This window comes from Bacillus sp. FSL P4-0334, from assembly GCF_038004825.1.
GTDB lineage: Bacteria > Bacillota > Bacilli > Bacillales > Bacillaceae > Bacillus > Bacillus velezensis.
Genome location: NZ_JBBORX010000001.1, coordinates 135658 through 155540, shown reverse-complemented (window position 1 = coordinate 155540; position 19883 = coordinate 135658). Strand labels below are relative to the sequence as shown.

The 19883-nt window shown below is 46.4% G+C and carries 20 protein-coding genes; 17 read left to right on the top strand and 3 right to left on the bottom strand.

All coding sequences use genetic code 11. From position 1 onward, the window contains the following. Positions 1-25 precede the first annotated feature (25 nt). From NSQ37_RS00780 to NSQ37_RS00770, 3 genes are all read left to right on the top strand, one after another. The gene (locus tag NSQ37_RS00780) at positions 26-1159 is read left to right on the top strand and encodes a hypothetical protein (RefSeq protein ID WP_099567066.1); all 1134 of its coding nucleotides are present in this window, start codon (positions 26-28) and stop codon (positions 1157-1159) included. A 118-nt stretch (positions 1160-1277) separates the two neighbouring features. Then, positions 1278-1457, top strand: coding sequence for a hypothetical protein (locus tag NSQ37_RS00775; RefSeq protein WP_007410112.1), 180 nt, complete (start codon positions 1278-1280; stop codon positions 1455-1457). Between the two features lie 135 nt (positions 1458-1592). After that, a complete protein-coding gene (locus NSQ37_RS00770; protein WP_099567065.1) occupies positions 1593-2723 on the top strand; it encodes a Rap family tetratricopeptide repeat protein in 1131 nt (376 codons plus the stop codon). A gap of 452 nt (positions 2724-3175) precedes the next feature. Here the strand turns inward: NSQ37_RS00770 and NSQ37_RS00765 are convergent, their stop codons facing one another. Further along, positions 3176-4771, bottom strand: a complete 1596-nt coding sequence (locus tag NSQ37_RS00765; protein ID WP_218791355.1) for a PucR family transcriptional regulator — start codon at positions 4769-4771, stop codon at positions 3176-3178. A 180-nt stretch (positions 4772-4951) separates the two neighbouring features. Here NSQ37_RS00765 and NSQ37_RS00760 point away from each other — a divergent pair, with 180 nt between their 5' ends. The 6 genes from NSQ37_RS00760 to yunB all read left to right on the top strand — a co-directional run bounded on the left by NSQ37_RS00760 (position 4952) and on the right by yunB (position 10782). Further along, on the top strand, positions 4952-6316 hold the full coding sequence (locus tag NSQ37_RS00760; RefSeq protein ID WP_319936851.1) for an allantoinase: 1365 nt from the start codon (positions 4952-4954) through the stop codon (positions 6314-6316). A gap of 72 nt (positions 6317-6388) precedes the next feature. Next, complete coding sequence (locus NSQ37_RS00755) at positions 6389-6766, top strand: YunG family protein (protein WP_326365332.1); 378 nt, start codon at positions 6389-6391, stop codon at positions 6764-6766. 26 nt (positions 6767-6792) lie between these two features. Continuing rightward, positions 6793-7644, top strand: a complete 852-nt coding sequence (locus NSQ37_RS00750) for a DUF72 domain-containing protein (protein WP_007408735.1) — start codon at positions 6793-6795, stop codon at positions 7642-7644. 19 nt (positions 7645-7663) lie between these two features. Continuing rightward, positions 7664-8485, top strand: a complete 822-nt coding sequence (locus tag NSQ37_RS00745) for a sulfite exporter TauE/SafE family protein (protein ID WP_007613562.1) — start codon at positions 7664-7666, stop codon at positions 8483-8485. 17 nt (positions 8486-8502) lie between these two features. Then, positions 8503-9897 carry a bifunctional metallophosphatase/5'-nucleotidase gene (locus NSQ37_RS00740; protein WP_167340846.1) on the top strand — a complete coding sequence of 465 codons (1395 nt, stop codon included), beginning with the start codon at positions 8503-8505 and terminating at the stop codon, positions 9895-9897. Between the two features lie 126 nt (positions 9898-10023). Next, a complete protein-coding gene (yunB, locus tag NSQ37_RS00735) occupies positions 10024-10782 on the top strand; it encodes a sporulation protein YunB (protein ID WP_020954305.1) in 759 nt (252 codons plus the stop codon). 37 nt (positions 10783-10819) lie between these two features. On the opposite strand, the gene lytH is transcribed toward yunB, so the two are convergent. Continuing rightward, positions 10820-11797, bottom strand: coding sequence for an L-Ala--D-Glu endopeptidase (lytH, locus tag NSQ37_RS00730; protein WP_326365041.1), 978 nt, complete (start codon positions 11795-11797; stop codon positions 10820-10822). A 202-nt stretch (positions 11798-11999) separates the two neighbouring features. Between lytH and lipA the strand changes: the two genes are divergently transcribed. The 4 genes from lipA (at position 12000) to NSQ37_RS00710 (ending at position 14652) form a co-directional block, all read left to right on the top strand. After that, entirely contained in the window at positions 12000-12896 is an 897-nt protein-coding gene (lipA, locus tag NSQ37_RS00725) for a lipoyl synthase (RefSeq protein ID WP_003151923.1), read from the top strand. Between the two features lie 216 nt (positions 12897-13112). Next, positions 13113-13388 (top strand): YutD family protein, encoded by a 276-nt coding sequence (locus NSQ37_RS00720; protein WP_003151928.1) that lies wholly within the window; start codon positions 13113-13115, stop codon positions 13386-13388. A gap of 25 nt (positions 13389-13413) precedes the next feature. Beyond that, positions 13414-13848 carry a DUF86 domain-containing protein gene (locus NSQ37_RS00715; RefSeq protein WP_012118353.1) on the top strand — a complete coding sequence of 145 codons (435 nt, stop codon included), beginning with the start codon at positions 13414-13416 and terminating at the stop codon, positions 13846-13848. 33 nt (positions 13849-13881) lie between these two features. Then, positions 13882-14652: a TIGR01457 family HAD-type hydrolase gene (locus NSQ37_RS00710; protein WP_007408728.1), complete on the top strand. Its 771-nt coding sequence runs from the start codon at positions 13882-13884 to the stop codon at positions 14650-14652. 27 nt (positions 14653-14679) lie between these two features. Here the strand turns inward: NSQ37_RS00710 and NSQ37_RS00705 are convergent, their stop codons facing one another. Then, entirely contained in the window at positions 14680-15180 is a 501-nt protein-coding gene (locus NSQ37_RS00705; RefSeq protein WP_003151934.1) for a phosphatidylglycerophosphatase A family protein, read from the bottom strand. A gap of 154 nt (positions 15181-15334) precedes the next feature. On the opposite strand from NSQ37_RS00705, the gene yutH reads away from it, so the two are divergent. From yutH to thrB, 4 genes are all read left to right on the top strand, one after another. Continuing rightward, on the top strand, positions 15335-16351 hold the full coding sequence (yutH, locus tag NSQ37_RS00700; RefSeq protein WP_020956292.1) for a spore coat putative kinase YutH: 1017 nt from the start codon (positions 15335-15337) through the stop codon (positions 16349-16351). A 201-nt stretch (positions 16352-16552) separates the two neighbouring features. Next, positions 16553-17854, top strand: coding sequence for a homoserine dehydrogenase (locus tag NSQ37_RS00695; protein ID WP_003151938.1), 1302 nt, complete (start codon positions 16553-16555; stop codon positions 17852-17854). Beyond that, the gene (gene thrC / locus NSQ37_RS00690) at positions 17854-18912 is read left to right on the top strand and encodes a threonine synthase (protein WP_341124637.1); all 1059 of its coding nucleotides are present in this window, start codon (positions 17854-17856) and stop codon (positions 18910-18912) included. Before NSQ37_RS00695 ends, thrC begins: the two co-directional genes overlap by 1 nt. Further along, positions 18909-19838 (top strand): homoserine kinase, encoded by a 930-nt coding sequence (gene thrB / locus NSQ37_RS00685; RefSeq protein WP_341123056.1) that lies wholly within the window; start codon positions 18909-18911, stop codon positions 19836-19838. Before thrC ends, thrB begins: the two co-directional genes overlap by 4 nt. The last annotated feature ends 45 nt before the right edge of the window (positions 19839-19883 follow it).

Sequence of the window (19883 nt, the reverse complement as noted above, 5' to 3'; positions counted from 1 at the left end):
TTGCTATCTCATAGGGAGGAAAAAAATGAGTAGACTTAAAACCCTGTTTATTTTCATTTGCATACTGATCGTCACAACCTCTTGCGGTCTCATCCCAACTGGGAATGAAAAAGAGGAAAGAAGCAGCAATCAAAAGACTGTATTAAAGGATATTGACAATGCAAAATTTATTGTTGGTTTTTCTAACACTTTAGATAGGGGAAGTGAGATTGGGGTTTACGGTGAAGATGGTATTAAAATGGATAGCGTGGAATTGAAAGATGGTATAAATTTCACGATGTCTTCACATAACAAAAATAATACGTTCTTTCTATCAAATAGAAGCAATAATCACTTGATGATAGACAATAAAACCGGAAAAATAAACAAAATAAATGAAAAGAGTTTGTCAAAAACAACTGAGGATGAAGGTGCTTTCTTTATAAATAGTTCTGACGGTTATATCATCCATGACATTAACGTTGGATATACAGACAAAGGGCTGGAAAGTGAACTGGTATATTGGAAGGGGAACAGCCGAAAAAACAAGAAACAAATAAAGCTTGACGGAGAACTTGGATCAGCAATCGTCGCTAAAAATAAAATTTATGTTATTTCAAGTGATGAAGAAAGTATGTCCATCCTTTCAATTAACCCAGAGACAAATAAGCAAGAGAACAAGGCATCCATACCGAATAAAGGGATATACTTCATGGATGAAAAGGATGCATTCCAAGCTCTAGATGAAAATACATTTGTACTGGCAGTTAATGATAACGTGAATGAGAAAGAGAATTCTAAGCTCATATTAATAGACAGAGAGACTCTTAAGGAAAAAAAAGAAGTCGAGATGGAGAAAGGGTTTCATCCTGCAAAATTGAAAATATTAAAAGATAGCATCTTAGCTGTTTCTTTTGATGGGAAGCTGCAGATATTTGATAAAAAAATGGTTAAGAAAAACTCTTTCAATTTTTATGCGGGGGATGATAACAAATTAATGAATGATGTTCAATTCACTGACAGAGAGATGTATGTTTTACTCAAAAACTTTGATATCCAGCGCGATCAGAAGCTTGGAGACATCACGTCTTATGATTTGAAATCAGGCAAAAAGCTAAAAACAATCCCGCTAAAAGCAAACAAAGAGTGGGAAATTGCACGTTTTGAAATTTTAAAATAAGTTGAGATGATTAGATCAACTCAGTTACATTCTGCATATATTATACTCATCATTACCGGGAGATTCCAGCATGGTTCAGGTGTAAAGGGCAATAAGATAAGCGAAGGGATGGATTGACATAAATAGTATCAGGTACATATTGTATTTTGTGATTTCTTTCGTTTTACAACTTCTCTGGTTCTTCTTAGTAAAAGAAAATTCTAATGTAACTATACTAGACATGTTGATTATGTCTCTGTTATTCACATTATTTATGTTCATCTTAGATAAATTTCTCAAAAAAAAGCAGGCTGCATAGGGACTGCTTTTTTTGTTGTAGACTTAAAACTCAAACCAAGATTTATGATCAAGACGAATGAAATTTTGCGGTTTTATTGCGGATATACATAATTTTGGAAATGTTAGAATATTATATAAAAGGAGGAGTGGCCTTGTGAGTTCTGTTTTACCATCATCGGAGGTTGGCGTTAAGATTAATGAATGGTACAAAATGATACGTCAGTTCAGTGTTCCGGATGCGGAGATTTTGAAAGCGGAAGTGGAACAAGAAATAAATGAGATGGAAGAAGACGAATATCTACTGATTTACTACACCCTCATGAAATTCCGCCATCAGCTCATGCTGGATTATTTAGAACCGGTGACTACCCGTGTGAGACCGACAATTGACGAGCTGTTGGAAAAAATCGAAGCATCAAATAAAGGAATTTCCGGCCTGCTGTGCTATTATTCTTTATTTTTCCGCGGCATGTATGAATTTGATCAAAAGCAGTATGTAAAGGCGATCGGCTTTTATAGAGAGGCTGAAAAACAACTCGTTCATGTGCATGATGAAATTGAGAGAGCGGAGTTTCATTTTAAACTGGCTGAAGCATATTACGGTATGAAACAAAGCCACGTCTCTATGCATCACGTAAAGCAAGCGCTCGATATTTACGATCAGTATGAGTTGTATAAGGTCCGGAAAATTCAATGTCTATTTGTCGTATCAGGGAACTATGTAGACTTTAAACGTTATGAAAAAAGCTTGCCGCATTTAGAAAAAGCTTTAGAGTTGTCGAAACAAGTAAACAATAATGAAAGGCTGCTCAGTTCTGCTTATTACAACATAGGAAAGAATTACGGAGACTTAGAAGAATACAGTAAAGCTGAAATCTACTTAAAAAAAGCAGCGGAGATATCTGAAAAGTATAAATTGGGTAACCTTCCACATTCCTTGTTTACATACGCAAAGCTTCTATTTAAACAAGGGAAAACAAGCGAGGCGATTCAAATCAGCAAAAAGGGACTTTCATCAGCGATATTTCAAGGAGATAAGCTGTTTGAATCTCTGCAAAAATATTTGGAGGCTTTATATATTAATGCAATAGACCAAATAGGAATCAAAAAAACAATTGATTACCTTGAGAAACATAAAAACTATTCGTATGTAGAAGATATTGCTCTTGATACGGCTGCTGTTTATGCAGAGTCAAAGCAATATGACAAATCTTATTTTTATCATCAAAAAATGATTCAAACGCAAAAACAAATTCAGAGGGGAGAATGCCTGTATGAATTTTAGAAAAGGCGTATTTATCATTGTGTCGGCTGTCGTTTTAATGTCAGGGGTCGGTCTAGCAACATCGGCTGTTTCATTTGATGGATCATATCAAGTTTCGTCTGATCGTAATCAAACCTAAGAAGGAGAATGCCTGTATGAATTTTAAAAAAAGCATCTTCATTATTTTGGGTCTGTCGTTATCTTTAGTATGCGGATTGGGTGTGAACACAGTGGAAAAAACACATGATACCTTTCAAACTGCTTCGGATCGTTTTCAGACTTGAACAGCAAAAGCCTTTTCTTCGGGAAAGGCTTTTTTAGTTTAGATTAGAGTCTGCTGAAAATCATAACTAACGGCTGATGATGTCAATGGAAGCAGATGTTGATGGCAGCATTTTTTGAGAATTAAGCTGAATCAATCCCCCTTAAATAGGATGCGGGAGAACACCCGCATCCCTGTCTCTAACGATTCCTTAACCGATCAGCCGCTGCATTCTCAGCGCGAGCCGCAGGCGCATCGTCGTCTCCGGATCTTTTAAGCTTTTGCCGAGCAGTTCCTCGCATTTTTCTAAACGATAGATCACCGTATTTCGATGGACGTACAGGCGCTTAGCCGTTTCTGAAATCTGGCAGTGGGTCTCCAGATAAACAGACAGCGTATGAAGCAGGCTTTGGTCCTCCTTTTGCCGGTCGGCCAGGCTTTGGAGGGTGGCTTCGTAAAACTTCTTCACATCTTCCGCCGGAAGCAGGCGGAGCAGCTCCGGCACGTCTTTGGCATGATAGATTTGAATAAACTCCGCGCTTCTGGACAAATGCCCGGATGAAATGGCGTCTGAAGCTTCAGTAAAAGCGTCAGGGACGTCGATCAGCTTTTGGCATATGTTTGAGATGCCGAAGGAGACAGTCCGTTTAAACTGCGTCCGGACCTGCTTTTGAAACTGCTCCAAAAAGCTGATGACAGACGCGTGCATTTCATTCCAGCTGTCTGTCGCTTCAATTAAAAGAATACCGACATTTCCTTTAATAAAGAGATGAGGGGGAAACGGGAAGGATGACAGCTCCCCTTCAAGCAGATCAAATACATGATCGGAAACGAGCTGATTTTCGGTAAAGCTGATCGTTTTCTCATTTCGGTCAAGCTTTCCGCAAATGCACATGTATTTCTGATCCCAGCGGAGCCGGAATTCTTTGGCGCGGCTTTTGATTTCTTCATGGCCGGTAAACGAGCGGTCGATGAAATTACTGAAAAATTCATTGCGTGCCCGTCTGCTGAATTGTTTGACGGCATTTTCTTTCAGCAGTTCAAAGGAAATGACGTTAGCCGCCTGTTCAATAGTCAAAATCACGCCTTTATCAGCGGTCTGCACCAGCTCCGGTATCACCAGATAACCGCAGTTTTTTTCAACATTCAGAATCGGCAGGACAGAATACGCCTTTCTGTCGGACAGCATGGAAAAGCAGGTGAAATAAGGCCCGGAAAGGGAATAACAGATGTTTTTCAATAAAGACGTGTCAATGGGTATGCGGTGGGACGATGATAAGAGTTTTGTATGCTGATCCAAAAGCAGCACGGGAAGCCGGAGAATGTCTGAGAGCTTCTTAAGCAGGGATTGCAGCCCTTTGCCGCTCATGATGTGGTTTGTGAATTTTTTATGGGCGTAAATGGCCTGCTGGAGCTCATTTGAACGCATATCAAGAATATGGCTCAGTGTGGCGTTGACGATATCTCCGAGCCTGATGTCTTCCGGCAGCTCAATAATCGGAAATTCATACCGGTCGGCAAGCTCCGCGGCATCTTTCGGAATGACATTAAGATAACGCTTCGTTTTGATCCCCAGTCCCGCGCAGCCCCGTTTTGCCATGAGGCGGATCAAATCTTTCAACAGCTGCGGGCGGTCCTTCAAGTGGTAAGCCGTCGTGACGAGCAATTCGTTTTTATGTAAAAAATCAGCGATGTCCGGCGCATCCATCATGTTGACGTGCTGCACCTCCCTCCAGCCGCCGGATTTGCCTGCGATTAATGCGGCCCGCTCATAAGCGGGAATCTTCATCACGTCATAAATGTTCATCAGTCAGTCTCCTTTCAGGTTCTAAAGACAACCATTGGTTAATATGAATAAAAATCATCAAAAATTATAGCGGTTTTACTGATGTATTACGATCATAGTAGCAGTAAACTGGCAATCATAGACGCATGTTGTGATAAAAACTGACAGAAAAATCGTCATCCTTACAGGGAGGAAGATAAAATGGCCTATGACGTAATTGTAAAGGGTGCGAAAGCTGTGCGAAAAGGCGGAACAGAGCGGGCTGATATCGCCGTCAAGGACGGTAAAATTGCCTTGATCGGACCCGGCATTGACGAAAACGCGGAACAAGTGGTGCAGGCGGACGGCATGTATGTGTTTCCGGGCGCGGTCGATTGTCACGTGCATTTCAATGAACCCGGCCGAGAAGAATGGGAAGGCATTGAAACCGGCTCAAACATGCTGGCTGCCGGCGGCTGTACGGCTTATTTTGATATGCCGCTTAACTGCATTCCTTCGACGGTAACTGCTGAAAACCTGCTGGCAAAGGCGGAAATCGCCGAACGGAAGTCAGCGGTTGATTTTGCGCTTTGGGGCGGTTTGATGCCCGGATATACCGAACATATCCGGCCGATGGCAGAAGCGGGGGCAATCGGGTTTAAAGCGTTTCTGTCTAAATCGGGAACGGATGAATTTCAATCAGCCGATGAACGGACTCTTTTAAAGGGAATGAAGGAAATCGCGGCGTGCGGCAAGATTTTGGCCCTGCACGCAGAAAGCGACGCCCTCACCCGATTCCTTGAAGCCGAGTACGCGCTCCAAGGGAAAATTGATGCCCGCGCTTACGCTTCCTCCCGTCCGGAAGAAGCCGAATGCGAGGCTGTGCAGCGGGCGATTGAATATGCAAGAGCGACGGGATGCGCGCTTCATTTTGTACATATCAGCACGAAACGGGCCGTGCTCTCCATTCAGCAGGCGAAAAAAGACGGATTGGATGTCACCGTTGAAACGTGTCCGCACTACTTATTATTCAGCTTTGAAGACTTCCTCAAAAAAGGGGCGGCCGCCAAATGCGCTCCGCCGCTCCGCTCAGAGGCTGATAAAGAGGAATTGATCGGGGTTTTGGCAGAGGGCCTGATTGATATGGTGTCTTCGGATCATTCTCCCTGTCATCCGTCTTTGAAACGCGAGGATAATATGTTTCTGTCGTGGGGCGGGATCAGCGGAGGCCAATTTACGCTTCTCGGCATGATTCAATTAGCGATCGATCATGGGATTCCGTTTGAACATGTGGCCCGATGGACGGCCGAAGCACCGGCCAAGCGCTTCGGTTTAACGAATAAAGGCCTGCTTGAAGAAGGATTTGACGCTGATTTTGCCATCGTCCGGCCGGAACCTTTTACCGTCACAAAAGAAACGATGTTTTCCAAACATAAGCAAAGCCTGTATGAAGGCCGCACCTTTCCATACCGAATTGCTGCGACCTACAGCAAGGGACGCTGTGTGTATCAGGATGGCGGCCGTAAGCAGAGCGGGGCTTTCGGAACATTCCTGAAGCCTTCTGAAATAAAAGAGCCGATTCTCTGATGAGAATCGGTTTTTTTTGTCGTTTGGAAAGCGGGTCTCGTGGTATCTTTTTATAAAAAGGAGTAAAACACATTGTATGACCAAATCTTGAACATATTAACGGCATCCTGGTCGCCCAAGACTAGTACAAAATGGACGGAAGATTGCCCGGCCAAAGGCCAGTGCGGCGTGACGGCTTTAGTCATCCAAGATGTTTACGGCGGTGACATTCTCAAAACAAAAACCGGCACAAGCTGGCATTTTTATAACCGGATAGACGGGGAGATATATGATTTCACGAGCGGTCAGTTTTCAGAGCCGATCGTCTATCAGCACATTCTTTCATCCAGGGATGAGGCATTTTCGGACACCAATGAACATCAATACCGGTTCCTGAAAAGTGCATTCAGAAAAAACATGGAAAGTGCATTCAGAAAAAACATGGAAACAGAAAGAGAAAAACACCTGTGATAAACTAGAGTGAGAGGTGAAGGATTGTGATTTATATCGGACTGACGGGATGGGGGGATCATGACAGCATCTATCCGCCTAAAACAGCGGGCCCGCAAAAACTGCAGGCGTATTCCTCCCATTTTCCCATCGTTGAGCTGGACGCGAGCTTTTACGCGATACAGCCCGCCCGCAATAATGAAAGATGGGTCAAAGAGACGCCGGAATCTTTTCAATTTGTCATTAAGGCATATCAAGGAATGACGGGCCATCAGCGCGGCGATATTCCCTATGAATCGAAGGAAGAAATGTTTGAGGCGTTTAAGCTGTCATTATCGCCGTATATAGAGCATGGAAAGCTTGCCATGGTGCTGTTCCAATTCCCGCCGTGGTTTGACTGCAAGAAAGAAAACGTCGCATATTTAAGATGGTGCAGGCAGCAGATGGGCGATATTCCGTGCGCGCTTGAATTCCGCAACCGGTCTTGGTTTTCCCCGCCATTTTATGAACAGACGCTTTCCTTTATGAAGGAGGAAGGCTGGATTCACAGCATATGTGACGAGCCGCAAATCGGCGAGGGCAGCATTCCGACCGTCCTGAAAGCAACGGATGAAGAAAAAACGCTTGTCCGTTTTCACGGGCGGAACAAGCAGGGCTGGATCAAACCAGACGGCGGACAAAACTGGCGTGAGGTCAGATATTTATACCGCTATAACAAACAGGAGCTCAAAGATTGGAAAAACAATCTTCAGGAGCTGAAAAAACAGTCGCGCAATCTGTATGTGCTCTTCAACAATAACTCAGGCGGAGACGCCGCCGATAACGGGCTTGAGATGCTTGAAATGTTAAATATCTCATATACCGGGCTTGCTCCGAAGCAGCTCGACCTATTCAGCTAGAAAAGAGGTTTCAAGACACATGTCTTATCTTATTTTGATCATATTAGGATTTATCGCGGGAACGGTCGGCAGCCTGATCGGGCTTGGGGGAGGAATTATCATCGTGCCGGCAATGCTCTATTTAAGCACGATGACTCCGTTTTTCCATGACGTAACACCGCAGACTGCCATCGGCACGTCCCTTTTGGTGATTATTTTTACGGGCCTGTCATCAACTCTGGCCTATATGAAATATAAAACCGTTGACTACAAAAGCGGACTGATCTTCTTTATCGGTTCCGGCCCGGGAAGCATCATCGGCGCGTATTTGTCTAAACTTTTTAATGCGCATACGTTTTCCGTCTGGTTCGGACTTTTTATGATTTTGATTTCCATTACATTAATGCTGAAGGCGAAAGCAAAACCGGTCAATAAAGCGCATAAAGGCATGATCCGGACATATGAGGATGAATCGGGTGAGCTTTATACATATTCGTACCGTATTTTCACCGGTATCGTGATTGCCTTTTTCGTCGGTTTATTGGGCGGTCTTTTCGGCATTGGCGGCGGCTCTCTTATGGTTCCGGCCATGATGCTGTTATTTTTGTTCCCGCCGAAAGTGGCTGTGGCGACGTCAATGCTCATTATTTTCTTATCCTCCGTGACGGGTTCCGTGTCACATATCGCAGAGGGCCATGTCAATTGGCTGTATGCGCTGTGCCTCGTTCCGGGCGCGTGGTTCGGCGGCAAAATGGGCGCGTGGGTCAATAAGCGGGTGCAGACGAAAACGATCGTGCTTTTCATGCGGGTCGTCTTGATTTTGATCGGCTGTGAATTGATTTATCAAGGGATATTCAGCTAAAAGGTAGGAGAGATGGTATGTTAGAGAAGCTCCGTTTATATCATACGAATGATTTGCACAGCCATTTCGAAAATTGGCCGAAAATCGTACATTATATTGAGCAGAAGAGAAATGAACATGAAAAAGACGGGGAGGAAACACTCGTATTCGACATCGGCGATCATATGGACCGATTCCAAATGATAACGGAAGCGACCTTCGGCAAAGCGAATGTCGACTTGTTAAACCGGCTTGAGATCGATGCGGCTGCCGTCGGGAATAATGAAGGAATTACGCTGCCTCACGATGAGCTGGCGGATTTATATACCCATGCCGCGTTTCCCGTCATTGTGTCTAACCTGTTTGACGCGGACGGACAGCGCCCGGAATGGGCCGAGCCCTACGTGATCAAAACGCTGAAAAATGGGATGACCGCCGGCATACTCGGCGTCACGGTGCCGTATTATCCCGTCTATCAAAAACTAGGCTGGACGGTGACGGATGCGGAAAAAAGCATTCAAGAATCACTTGACGATATCAAGGGCAAAGCGGACATCATCATTCTGCTTTCTCATTTAGGCCTGATCGATGACCGGGCCGCAGCGGAAAAATTTCCCGATATCGATGTCATTCTTGAATCACATACGCACCACCTTCTTGAGGACGGACAAGACATAAACGGCGTATTGCTTGCATGTGCGGAGAAATACGGGAACTATGTCGGCTGTGTCGAGCTGACATTAGAAAGTGAATCACGAACCATTGTCAGCAAACAGGCGTCTGTACAGAAAATGGCTGATTGGCAAGGGGAATCTGAAGATACGGCGGCTTTTCTGAAAGAGAAAGAACGGGAAGCGGAAAACCTGCTCTCCGAACAAGTCGCCAACCTGAATGAAGAAGCCGGCGTGAAGTGGTTTGAGGAATCGCCCCTCCCGCTTCTATTAGCCGAAGCGCTGAAAAGCTGGTGCGGCTGTGAAGTCAGCATGGTGAATTCAGGCGTCATTTTGGGGCCTTTACAGAAGGGGCCTGTCACAAAGCTTGATCTGCACCGTATCTGCCCTCATCCGATCAATCCGGTGGCCGTTCGTCTTTCAGGCAGAGAACTTCAGGAAACAATCAGCCAGGCCGCCTCGGAACAAATGGAGCAGCTGCGGATAAAAGGCCTCGGCTTCCGCGGGGAAGTGATGGGCAGGATGGTATATGCCGGAGCGGAGGCAGAGGCCGGCATTCTTGAAGACGGTGTGACGCATCTCCTCAATGTGAAAGTGAACGGAGAAGAGATTGATCCGGAGCGGATATACTCGGTTGCCGTTCTCGATATGTTTACACTCGGAAAGCTGTTCCCTTACATCCGCGATTCAAAAGAAAAGCAATACTTTATGCCGGAGTTTTTAAGGGATCTGCTCGCCTGGAAGCTCGCGCAGCAGCCGTAATGTCATGTAGCTGCCCGCCGTTCCATTTCACCCGAATGAGTGAAAGCGGGACTTTTTAAGAGTGAAAATAAAATACTATGTCCCCTCTTACAAGCATACATTGTGATATGTAAGGGGGGATTTTTCTTGCCTAGATACCGGAGCGCTCTTCGCAAGAGAGGGCCTTTGCCTTTTCGATATGTGCTTCTTCTGTCGTTTGCTTTTTTTATCATATCGACGGTCATCAGCCTTTGGATGATCAACTCCTCAATCAAACCGGTGCTGATGAACATAGGAGAAATGGAAACCAAACGGGTGGCGACAGAGGTCATTACGGAATCCATTGAAGAATACATGTCTCACAGCGACAATGTGAAAGATATGGTCGATATGAAAACGGATGAAAACGGAAAAGTCACAACGATGGATTTTAATACACAAATGGTCAACAGTATGAAGGCGAAAGTGACAAAGCAGCTTCAGGCTCATCTGAAGGAAGCTGAGTCGAACAATAAGCAGCATGAAACAGAAAAAGGCGCGAAAACGGCCGATGAAATTATGATCGATATTCCCTTAGGGCAGGTCACGGGAAACAGCATTCTCGGAAATCTGGGGCCGAAAATCCCCGTGCGCTTTAACCTGATCGGTGATGCGTTAACTGATGTGAAAACAAAAATAAAGCCGTACGGCATTAACAATGCCCTGATCGATATCAGTATTTTTGTGGAAATAAAAGTGAAGGTCATTATTCCGTTTGCCAGTAAGACATCAGTCGTGACAAATAATATTCCGGTCTCCATTAAAGCGATTCAAGGAGAGGTGCCGCAGTTTTATAACGGAAGCGGCGGGTCAGGTGTGACGCCTTCCGTCCAGCTGCCGAGTGAAAAACAGAAGAAAGATAAATAAAAACACACAGCCGCAATCTTTCCTGGCGGCTGTGTGTTTACTTTTTCCTGCGGATTTCTTTTCGTTCCCATGCCCTTAAATGGGGATACGGATCAAAAGACCATTCCGATCTGCCGTTATCTTTATACATCCCGTAGTGAAGATGCGGCGGGAATTTTCCCGCGGTGCCCGGCGGTCCGTACCCGGAACTGCCGACAGAGCCGATCACCTCTCCGGGTTTGACGATCTGGCCTTTATGCACACCTTTTGCAAAGCCGTTCAGGTGAGCGAAGTAGTGATACGTGTTATTGATATCCCTGATGCCGATTCTCCAGCCGCCGAAACGGTTCCAGCCCTTCATTTCAACAATACCGTAGCAGGTCGATCTGACGGGGAGCCCGTAATGAGCGAACAGATCCGTTCCTTCGTGAATCCGGCGCCCGCCGAAACCCCGTGCGGCGCCCCATGTGCTGCGGTAGCTGTAATCCGTCTTCACGGGAAGCGGAAAAGCGTGCTCTCCGAGATCAAGGCGGCCGAACGTTTTAAACAGTATCATGAATTCGGTGATAATGCCGACCGTCTGATCACGGCGGTAATAATTCCAGAGACCGATGCGGATATGGTCAAGATCGGTTCCGAATCCCGCTAAATACTGAGCAAATGTATAAAGGATATCCTCATCATTGCTTACCTCGGCTTTTCCGTCGCCGTCGCCGTCCAGGCCGATCCCGTCAAATACTTTAATGCTGAGAGGCGCATCGTCCTTAGGATTTGGATTTTCAGGGCCGCTCCACAAATGATCCGGAATATAAATGCTGATGATTCCCGCTTTTTCCGGCAGATCCTTTCGGTTTGAGCGGACATTTTCTTCATATTGATCAACTGCCGCAAGCACATACCAAGGAATCTGCGTGACTGCTTCGGCTTTGCGGTACAACTGCATCCGTTCGCCGTAAACAGGAGCCGATTGTTCTTTCCCGCTTGCAGCCGGACAGAAAACTGAAAAAAGGAGAAGAGCAGATAACAGAACTTTCACAACATGATCTCCTTTCAGGATTGAATACAAATAGTTTGCGGCAACAATCCGAGAAAATGTAAGTAATTCTCTTCCCTTGTCGAGAAATTTTTCCTATGTTAAAGTGACTATTGAATAGAAATCCGCAAGTTTTATATCCATCGTGAAATAGAAATTTTTCGCACACGAACATGAATAAAGGGATAATGGAGATGATGGGGAAATGGCAAAGAAAGACGAGCATCTGAGAAAGCCGGAATGGCTCAAAATAAAGCTGAACACGAATGAAAACTATACGGGTCTGAAAAAATTAATGCGTGAAAATAATCTGCATACCGTATGTGAAGAAGCAAAATGCCCGAACATCCATGAATGCTGGGCTGTCAGACGTACGGCGACGTTCATGATTCTCGGTTCCGTCTGTACGAGAGCATGCCGCTTCTGCGCTGTAAAAACGGGTCTGCCGACCGAGCTGGATCTGCAGGAACCGGAACGCGTAGCTGATTCCGTCGCGCTGATGAATTTAAAACACGCCGTCATCACGGCCGTAGCGCGTGATGATCAGAAAGACGGCGGAGCAGGCGTCTTTGCGGAAACGGTCCGGGCGATCCGCAGAAAAAGTCCGTTCACGACAATTGAAGTGCTGCCATCCGATATGGGCGGAAATTACGACAACCTGAAAACATTAATGGATACCCGTCCTGATATTCTGAACCACAACATTGAAACCGTCCGCCGCCTGACACCGAGAGTCCGGGCCCGCGCAACATATGACCGTTCTTTGGAATTCTTGCGCCGTGCGAAAGAAATGCAGCCTGACATCCCGACGAAATCAAGCATTATGATCGGTCTCGGCGAAACGAAGGAAGAAATTATTGAAGTGATGGACGACCTGCTTGCGAACAATGTCGACATCATGGCGATCGGCCAATACCTGCAGCCGTCGAAAAAACATTTAAAAGTCCAAAAATATTATCATCCGGACGAATTTGCCGAACTGAAAGAAATCGCGATGCAAAAAGGCTTCAGCCACTGTGAAGCAGGCCCGCTTGTCCGTTCTTCCTACCATGCGGATGAACAAGTGAACGAAGCGTCTAAAAAACGCCAGGCCCAAGCATAAGATAAGCCGAAAAAACCCAAAACGCCGCAGGTTTTGGGTTTTTTGTGATGGAGCCGTTTTTGCAGGGAAAAATCATTCTTGAATAAGGATCGTCTGAACCGCTACACTGGATATAAAGAGGAAAAATTCTCCGTCCGTCCGAACCGTCTCATTTTGCAATTGATGGACAGAAGTCAATGAATTATGATAGTAAAGAGTGATAAAAGAGGTGAAGACATGATTCTTATTCAAAATGCCGAGTTTGAACTCGTACACGATTTTAAAAACGGCTTTAATGAAGAAGCGTTCAAAGCCCGCTATTCAGACATATTAAATAAATATGATTACATTGTGGGAGACTGGGGATACAGTCAGCTGCGGCTCAAAGGCTTCTTTGATGACCAGAATCAAAAAGCAACCTTTGAAACGAAAATCAGCACATTGGACGAATACATTTACGAATACTGCAATTTCGGCTGCGCGTATTTTGTTTTAAAACGAATCAGAAAATAATTGATGCAGAAGGGGATGCTGTCACGTGTATTTTGTTGACAGAAATAATATCGAACAAACACTCCGTTTTTTTGAGACCCAGCTGGCGCTGTTTGACAGCACGCCTGCATGGGAGAGCGAGATCGAAAAAAGGGCGCTTGAGCGGATCAGCCATCTTATGATCGAATGCATTCTCGATGTCGGAAATGATATGATTGACGGCTTTATCATGCGCGATCCGGGCAGTTATGACGACATCATGGATATTCTGACGGATGAAAAGGTGGTAGCTGAGGATGAAGGAAATAAGCTGAAGCAACTGATCTCTTCCAGAAAGCAGCTTGTCCAGGAATATCAGCACGCCGATCATCAGGAGCTGTTTACGCTGATCACGTCAAACAAAGATGTGCTGAAAGCCTTTCCGGCCCGTGTAAGAACCTACCTGGAAACAGAATTAGGGCCTGTTTCCGCATTTAAATAACAACGAGTGAGAAAATCCACAGGAGTGTTGAGTATGAAGGATTATAAAGGATATTTGATAGATTTGGACGGCACAATGTACAACGGGACGGAAAAAATCGAAGAAGCGTGTGAATTCGTGAGAACGCTTAAAGCGCGCGGCATTCCGTATTTATTCGTGACGAACAATTCTTCCCGGACGCCGAAGCAGGTGGCGGACAAGCTGATGAGCTTTGACATTCCGGCATCTGAAGAGCAGGTCTTCACGACGAGCATGGCGACTGCGCAGCATATCGCCCAGGAGAAAAAAGACGCGTCGGTGTATGTGATCGGCGAAGAAGGCATCCGTCAGGCCATTGAAGAAAACGGGCTGAGCTTCGGAGAAGAAAACGCGGACTTTGTCGTTGTGGGAATCGACCGCGGCATTACATATGAAAAGTTGGCAACGGGATGCCTTGCGATCAGAAACGGCGCCCGGTTCATTTCAACAAACGGCGACGTCGCCATTCCGACTGAAAGAGGACTTTTACCAGGGAACGGTTCGCTCACATCCGTTTTGACGGTGTCAACGGGCGTTGAGCCTGTCTTTATCGGCAAGCCTGAATCCATTATTATGGAACAGGCGATGCGTGTGCTCGGAACGGATATTTCCGAAACACTCATGGTCGGCGATAACTATGCAACGGATATTATGGCCGGCATCAATGCGGGCATGGATACGCTGCTGGTTCATACCGGAGTGACAAAGCGTGAGCATATGGCAGATTACGGCCAAAAGCCGACATATGCGATTGACTCTTTAACCGAATGGATTGAACATCTATAAAAAAAGGGACGGCCATGACGGCCGTCCTTATTCTGTATTTCTTGCGCTGTGAGCAAGCCGGCTTGAAGCCGCTGCTGCGATTGCGCCGACGATATCATCAAGAAACGTATGGCATTCGCCCGTAGATTTATCATTTAACCGCCCGAGAATACCGGGTTTTTCTTTGTCAATGTAGCCGTAATTCGTAAAGCCGATTGAGCCGTATATATTCACGATAGAGAAGGCGAGCACCTCGTCAACCCCATACAGGCTTTCATCAATCGCCAGAATGGTCTGAAGCGGTTCAGACAGCTTTTTTTGTTCGGCGAGCACATCTAATTCTATTCCTGTTAAAATGGCGTTTTGCACTTCGCGTTTTGCGATGACACGATCCACATTGAGCCTGCATACCTCCATCGTCAAATCAGGATGATATTTTTTTTGAAGGAAATACACCAGCTCGGCAATATCGTCCGTCTCAACCCCCCGTTCTTTTAAACGCGCCCTGGCGACAGCTTCCACCTGATTCAGTTGTTCCTTTTCTGACATTTGCTTCACCCAATCTTTTTTTACTAGTTTATACAACACTCTTCCGATGTGTACGATGTTTCTCCACTTGATTCAAAGGATTACAATATGTATTCATAATTCCGCCGGCGTATGACTACGATGTGAATAGCTCTAATTTTTCAGGCAGGTGATTATGATGAAAAGCATCATTAAAGAAAAGTACGGCATCCACGTCAGACAGCTTTCCGTTTATCAGAAATACCAATGCTTCCAGACGCCTAATTCCTTCTTTCTTATAATTCCCGTTTCCGGGTTTTCGCAATCAGAGCTGACGGAGCTTTACTACATGAGTCAGTATTTACAAGAACAAAGTGACCCATACGTTTCAGTGTTTATCTTTACGAAGGAAGGAGAACTGACCTTTGAGGACGAAGGCAAAACGTATGCGCTCTTAAAAGCGCCGATTCCCGTCTCAAACCGGTCGTTTTCCGTCGGAGGGGAGCTTGCCGAATTTCACAGAAAAGGGCGGGGTTTTCCGTACGAAGTGAAAGAAGCGGGCAGGATCGGCCAATGGAAGGACTTATGGGGAAAACGGGTGGATCAGCTGGAATCATTCTGGATGCAAAAAATTCATATGTCTCCGCTTGAACCGTTCGAAAAGAAAATGATCGAAGCATTTCCTTATTATTCAGGCTTAGCGGAAAACGCCATTCAATATTTAGTGGATACGGAGCTGGATGACAATCCCGGCGCAGAAGACTCGGGGACAATCTGCCATCAGCGGATGGAACGGGATACCTGGTCGGAGGAATCATTGATCCGCATTCCGGGCGATTGGGTATTCGACCATGCTGCCCGTGATATTGCGGAATATATGCGCAGCACATATTTGTATCATCGTGACGACCTGCTCAAAGATGGGTTTTTGTTTCTGCAGGAATATGAGCAAGTTACGCCGTTATCCTCCTTTTCCAAACGCCTGTTTTACAGCCGCCTGCTGTTTCCGCTCCATTTCTTCGAGACGGTGGAGAGCTATTACATTTCTCATGATTCTGAAAAACAGTATTACGAAGAGCAGCTTGACTACATTCTTGCCGACTGCACCCGCTATGAACAGTTTTTACAGACATGTCACAACATGATGAATGTCAGGTCGGCGCAGGTTTTTGTCCCGCCTGTGGCGTGGCTCGGGAAAGGAATCAGTTCGTAAGAAAATATGACGTAAAAATATTTAGAAAATAGGGAATCTTGTCATATCAGTGTGTTAAGCGTTTTCATATCCGTAGAAACAATATTCAGCCGCTTGTCAAAACAAATGCGGGCTTATATAATATTTGTAACTTAAATGTCTGTGAAGGGTTAACAATTGTCCTTTTCTAGTGGACAAAAGGAAGAAAGGTGGAGTTTCTCTTTGGAAGCGATTCGTATTGGACTGTTAGGACTGGGAACTGTGGGAAGCGGAGTCGTCAAAATTATACAAGATCATCAGGATAAGCTTATGCACCAGGTCGGCTGTCCGGTGACGATCAAAAAAGTGCTAGTTAAAGATATTGATAAAAAACGAGACGCAGACCTGCCGAAAGAAGTGCTGACGACAGAAGTCTATGATGTGATCGATGACCCTGAAGTCGACGTGATTATTGAAGTCATCGGCGGTGTCGAACAGACGAAGCAATATCTTCTTGATGCCTTGAAAGCGAAAAAACATGTTGTGACCGCAAATAAAGATCTGATCGCCGTATACGGGTCAGAGCTTTTAGCCGCCGCAAAGGAAAATGGCTGTGACTTGTATTATGAAGCGAGTGTCGCCGGCGGAATCCCGATTTTACGCACGCTCGAAGAAGGCCTTTCCTCTGACCGGATCACAAAAATGATGGGAATCGTCAACGGAACGACGAACTTCATCTTAACGAAAATGATTAAAGAAAAAAGCCCGTATGAAGAAGTGCTGAAGGAAGCGCAGGATCTCGGATTCGCGGAAGCGGACCCGACCGCCGATGTAGAAGGGCTCGATGCCGCGCGCAAGATGGCGATTTTAGCCCGTCTCGGCTTCTCTATGAATGTCGATCTGGACGATGTCAAAGTAAAAGGAATTTCTCGGATAACGGATGAAGACATCAGCTTCAGCAAACGGCTCGGCTATACGATGAAGCTGATCGGCATCGCCCAGCGTGATGACAATAAAATCGAAGTCAGCGTTCAGCCGACACTGCTGCCGGATCATCATCCGCTCTCTGCGGTGCATAACGAGTTTAATGCCGTTTACGTGTACGGAGAAGCTGTCGGCGAAACGATGTTTTACGGCCCCGGAGCCGGAAGCATGCCGACTGCGACATCGGTCGTTTCCGATCTCGTCGCGGTCATGAAAAACATGCGTCTCGGCGTAAACGGAAACAGCTTTGTCGCCCCGCAGTTTGAAAGAAATCTGAAGCAGCCGTCTGATATCTATGCCCAGCAGTTTTTAAGAATTCACGTCAAAGACCAGGTCGGCTCTTTTTCAAAAATCACATCGGCCTTCTCAGAGCGCGGCGTCAGCTTTGAAAAAATTCTGCAGCTGCCGATCAAAGGCCATGACGACCTCGCGGAAATCGTCATCGTCACGCATCATACATCGGAAGAAGATTTCAGTGACATTCTGCAAAACTTAAATGACCTCGAAGTCGTACAAGAAGTGAAAAGCACATATCGCGTAGAAGGGAACGGTTGGAGCTAATGTGGAAAGGACTCATCCATCAATATAAAGAATTTCTGCCGGTGACGGATCAGACGCCGGCCCTGTCATTACATGAAGGCAACACGCCGCTGATTTACCTGCCGAAACTTTCCGAAAAGCTCGGAATTGAACTGCATGTGAAAACAGAGGGCGTTAATCCGACGGGATCCTTTAAAGACCGCGGCATGGTCATGGCGGTCGCCAAAGCGAAAGAAGAAGGCAATGATACCATCATGTGCGCCTCTACAGGGAACACATCCGCGGCAGCTGCGGCATACGCGGCGAGAGCCGGCATGAAATGCATCGTCATCATCCCGGACGGAAAAATCGCCTTCGGAAAACTTGCGCAGGCCGTCATGTACGGTGCGGAAATCATCGCGATTGACGGAAACTTTGACGACGCGCTGGCCATCGTCCGGTCGATTTGCGAAAAATCACCGATTGCATTAGTGAATTCAGTAAACCCTTACCGGATTGAAGGGCAAAAAACAGCGGCCTTTGAAGTATGCGAACAGCTCGGCGAAGCGCCGGACATTCTGGCGATCCCGGTAGGAAACGCCGGGAATATCACGGCCTACTGGAAAGGGTTCAAAGAATACCATGAGAAAAACGGCACCGGACTTCCGAAGATGCGCGGTTTTGAGGCGGAAGGTTCTGCGGCTATCGTCCGCGGCGAAGTCATTAAAAATCCAGAGACCGTTGCGACGGCAATCCGAATCGGGAATCCTGCCAGCTGGGACAAAGCGGTGCTCGCTGCGGAAGAATCAGCCGGAAAAATTGATGAAGTCACAGATGAAGACATTCTTCACGCTTATCAGCTGATTGCCCGTGAAGAAGGCGTGTTTGCCGAACCGGGCTCCTGTGCATCCATCGCCGGCGTTTTGAAACAGGTAAAATCCGGTGAAATTCCAAAAGGCAGCAAGGTTGTCGCAGTTTTGACCGGAAACGGCCTGAAAGATCCGAACACGGCTGTAGACGTATCTGACATAAAACCGATTACGCTGCCGACAGATGAGGACAGTATCCTGGAATACTTAAATGGAGCGGCGCGTGTATGAATGAGGCGGAGATGCTGTTTTCCATTACGGTTCCGGGAAGCACCGCCAACTTAGGGCCCGGGTTTGATTCCGTCGGGATGGCGCTCAGCAGATATTTGAAGCTTTCGGTTTTCCGAAACGATGAATGGCAGTTCTCGGCGGAAACCGAAACTGTCGCGGGCATCCCTCAAGGAACGGACAACCTCATCTACCAAGTCGCCAAACGGACGGCTGACCGCTATCAGAAAGAGCTGCCGCCCGCCCATGTCAAAGTGTGGAGTGACATCCCCCTTGCACGGGGTCTCGGAAGCAGCGCGGCCGCTATCGTCGCCGCCATTGAGCTTGCGGATGAGTTATGCGGCCTGCAGCTGTCTGAAAGCGACAAGCTGCACTTAGCCAGTCTTGAAGAGGGACACCCTGATAATGCCGCTGCTTCTCTTGCAGGAGGGCTTGTGATCGGCCTTCACGAAGAAGATGAAACACATATCGTGCGTGTTGCCGAAGCGGATATCGACGTTGTGGCAGTGATTCCGTTTTACGAAGTTCTGACCAGGGACGCAAGAGACGTGCTCCCGAAAGAGCTGCCTTACCGGCACGCCGTTAAAGCAAGCGCCGTCAGCAACCTTCTCGTTGCTGCGATCATGTCAAATGACTGGGCGCTCGCCGGGAAAATGATGAGAAAAGACATCCTCCATCAGCCGTACCGCGCCATGCTTGTTCCTGAGCTTTCAAAGGTGGAACATGCGGTCGAAATGAAAGGCGCTTACGGAACGGCGCTGAGCGGAGCGGGACCGACGATTCTTGTCCTAATTGAAAAAGGAAAGGGAGAAGAGCTGAGAAAACAGCTTTCTGAGCATTTCCCCCACTGTGAGATTGCGGCGCTTACCGTCCCGTCAGAAGGAAGCGTAATTGAACGGAATCCTTTAGAACAGGTGAAAAGTGTATAATGATAAAAAAGCGTTCTTCCCATCAGAGAAGGACGCTTTCTTTTT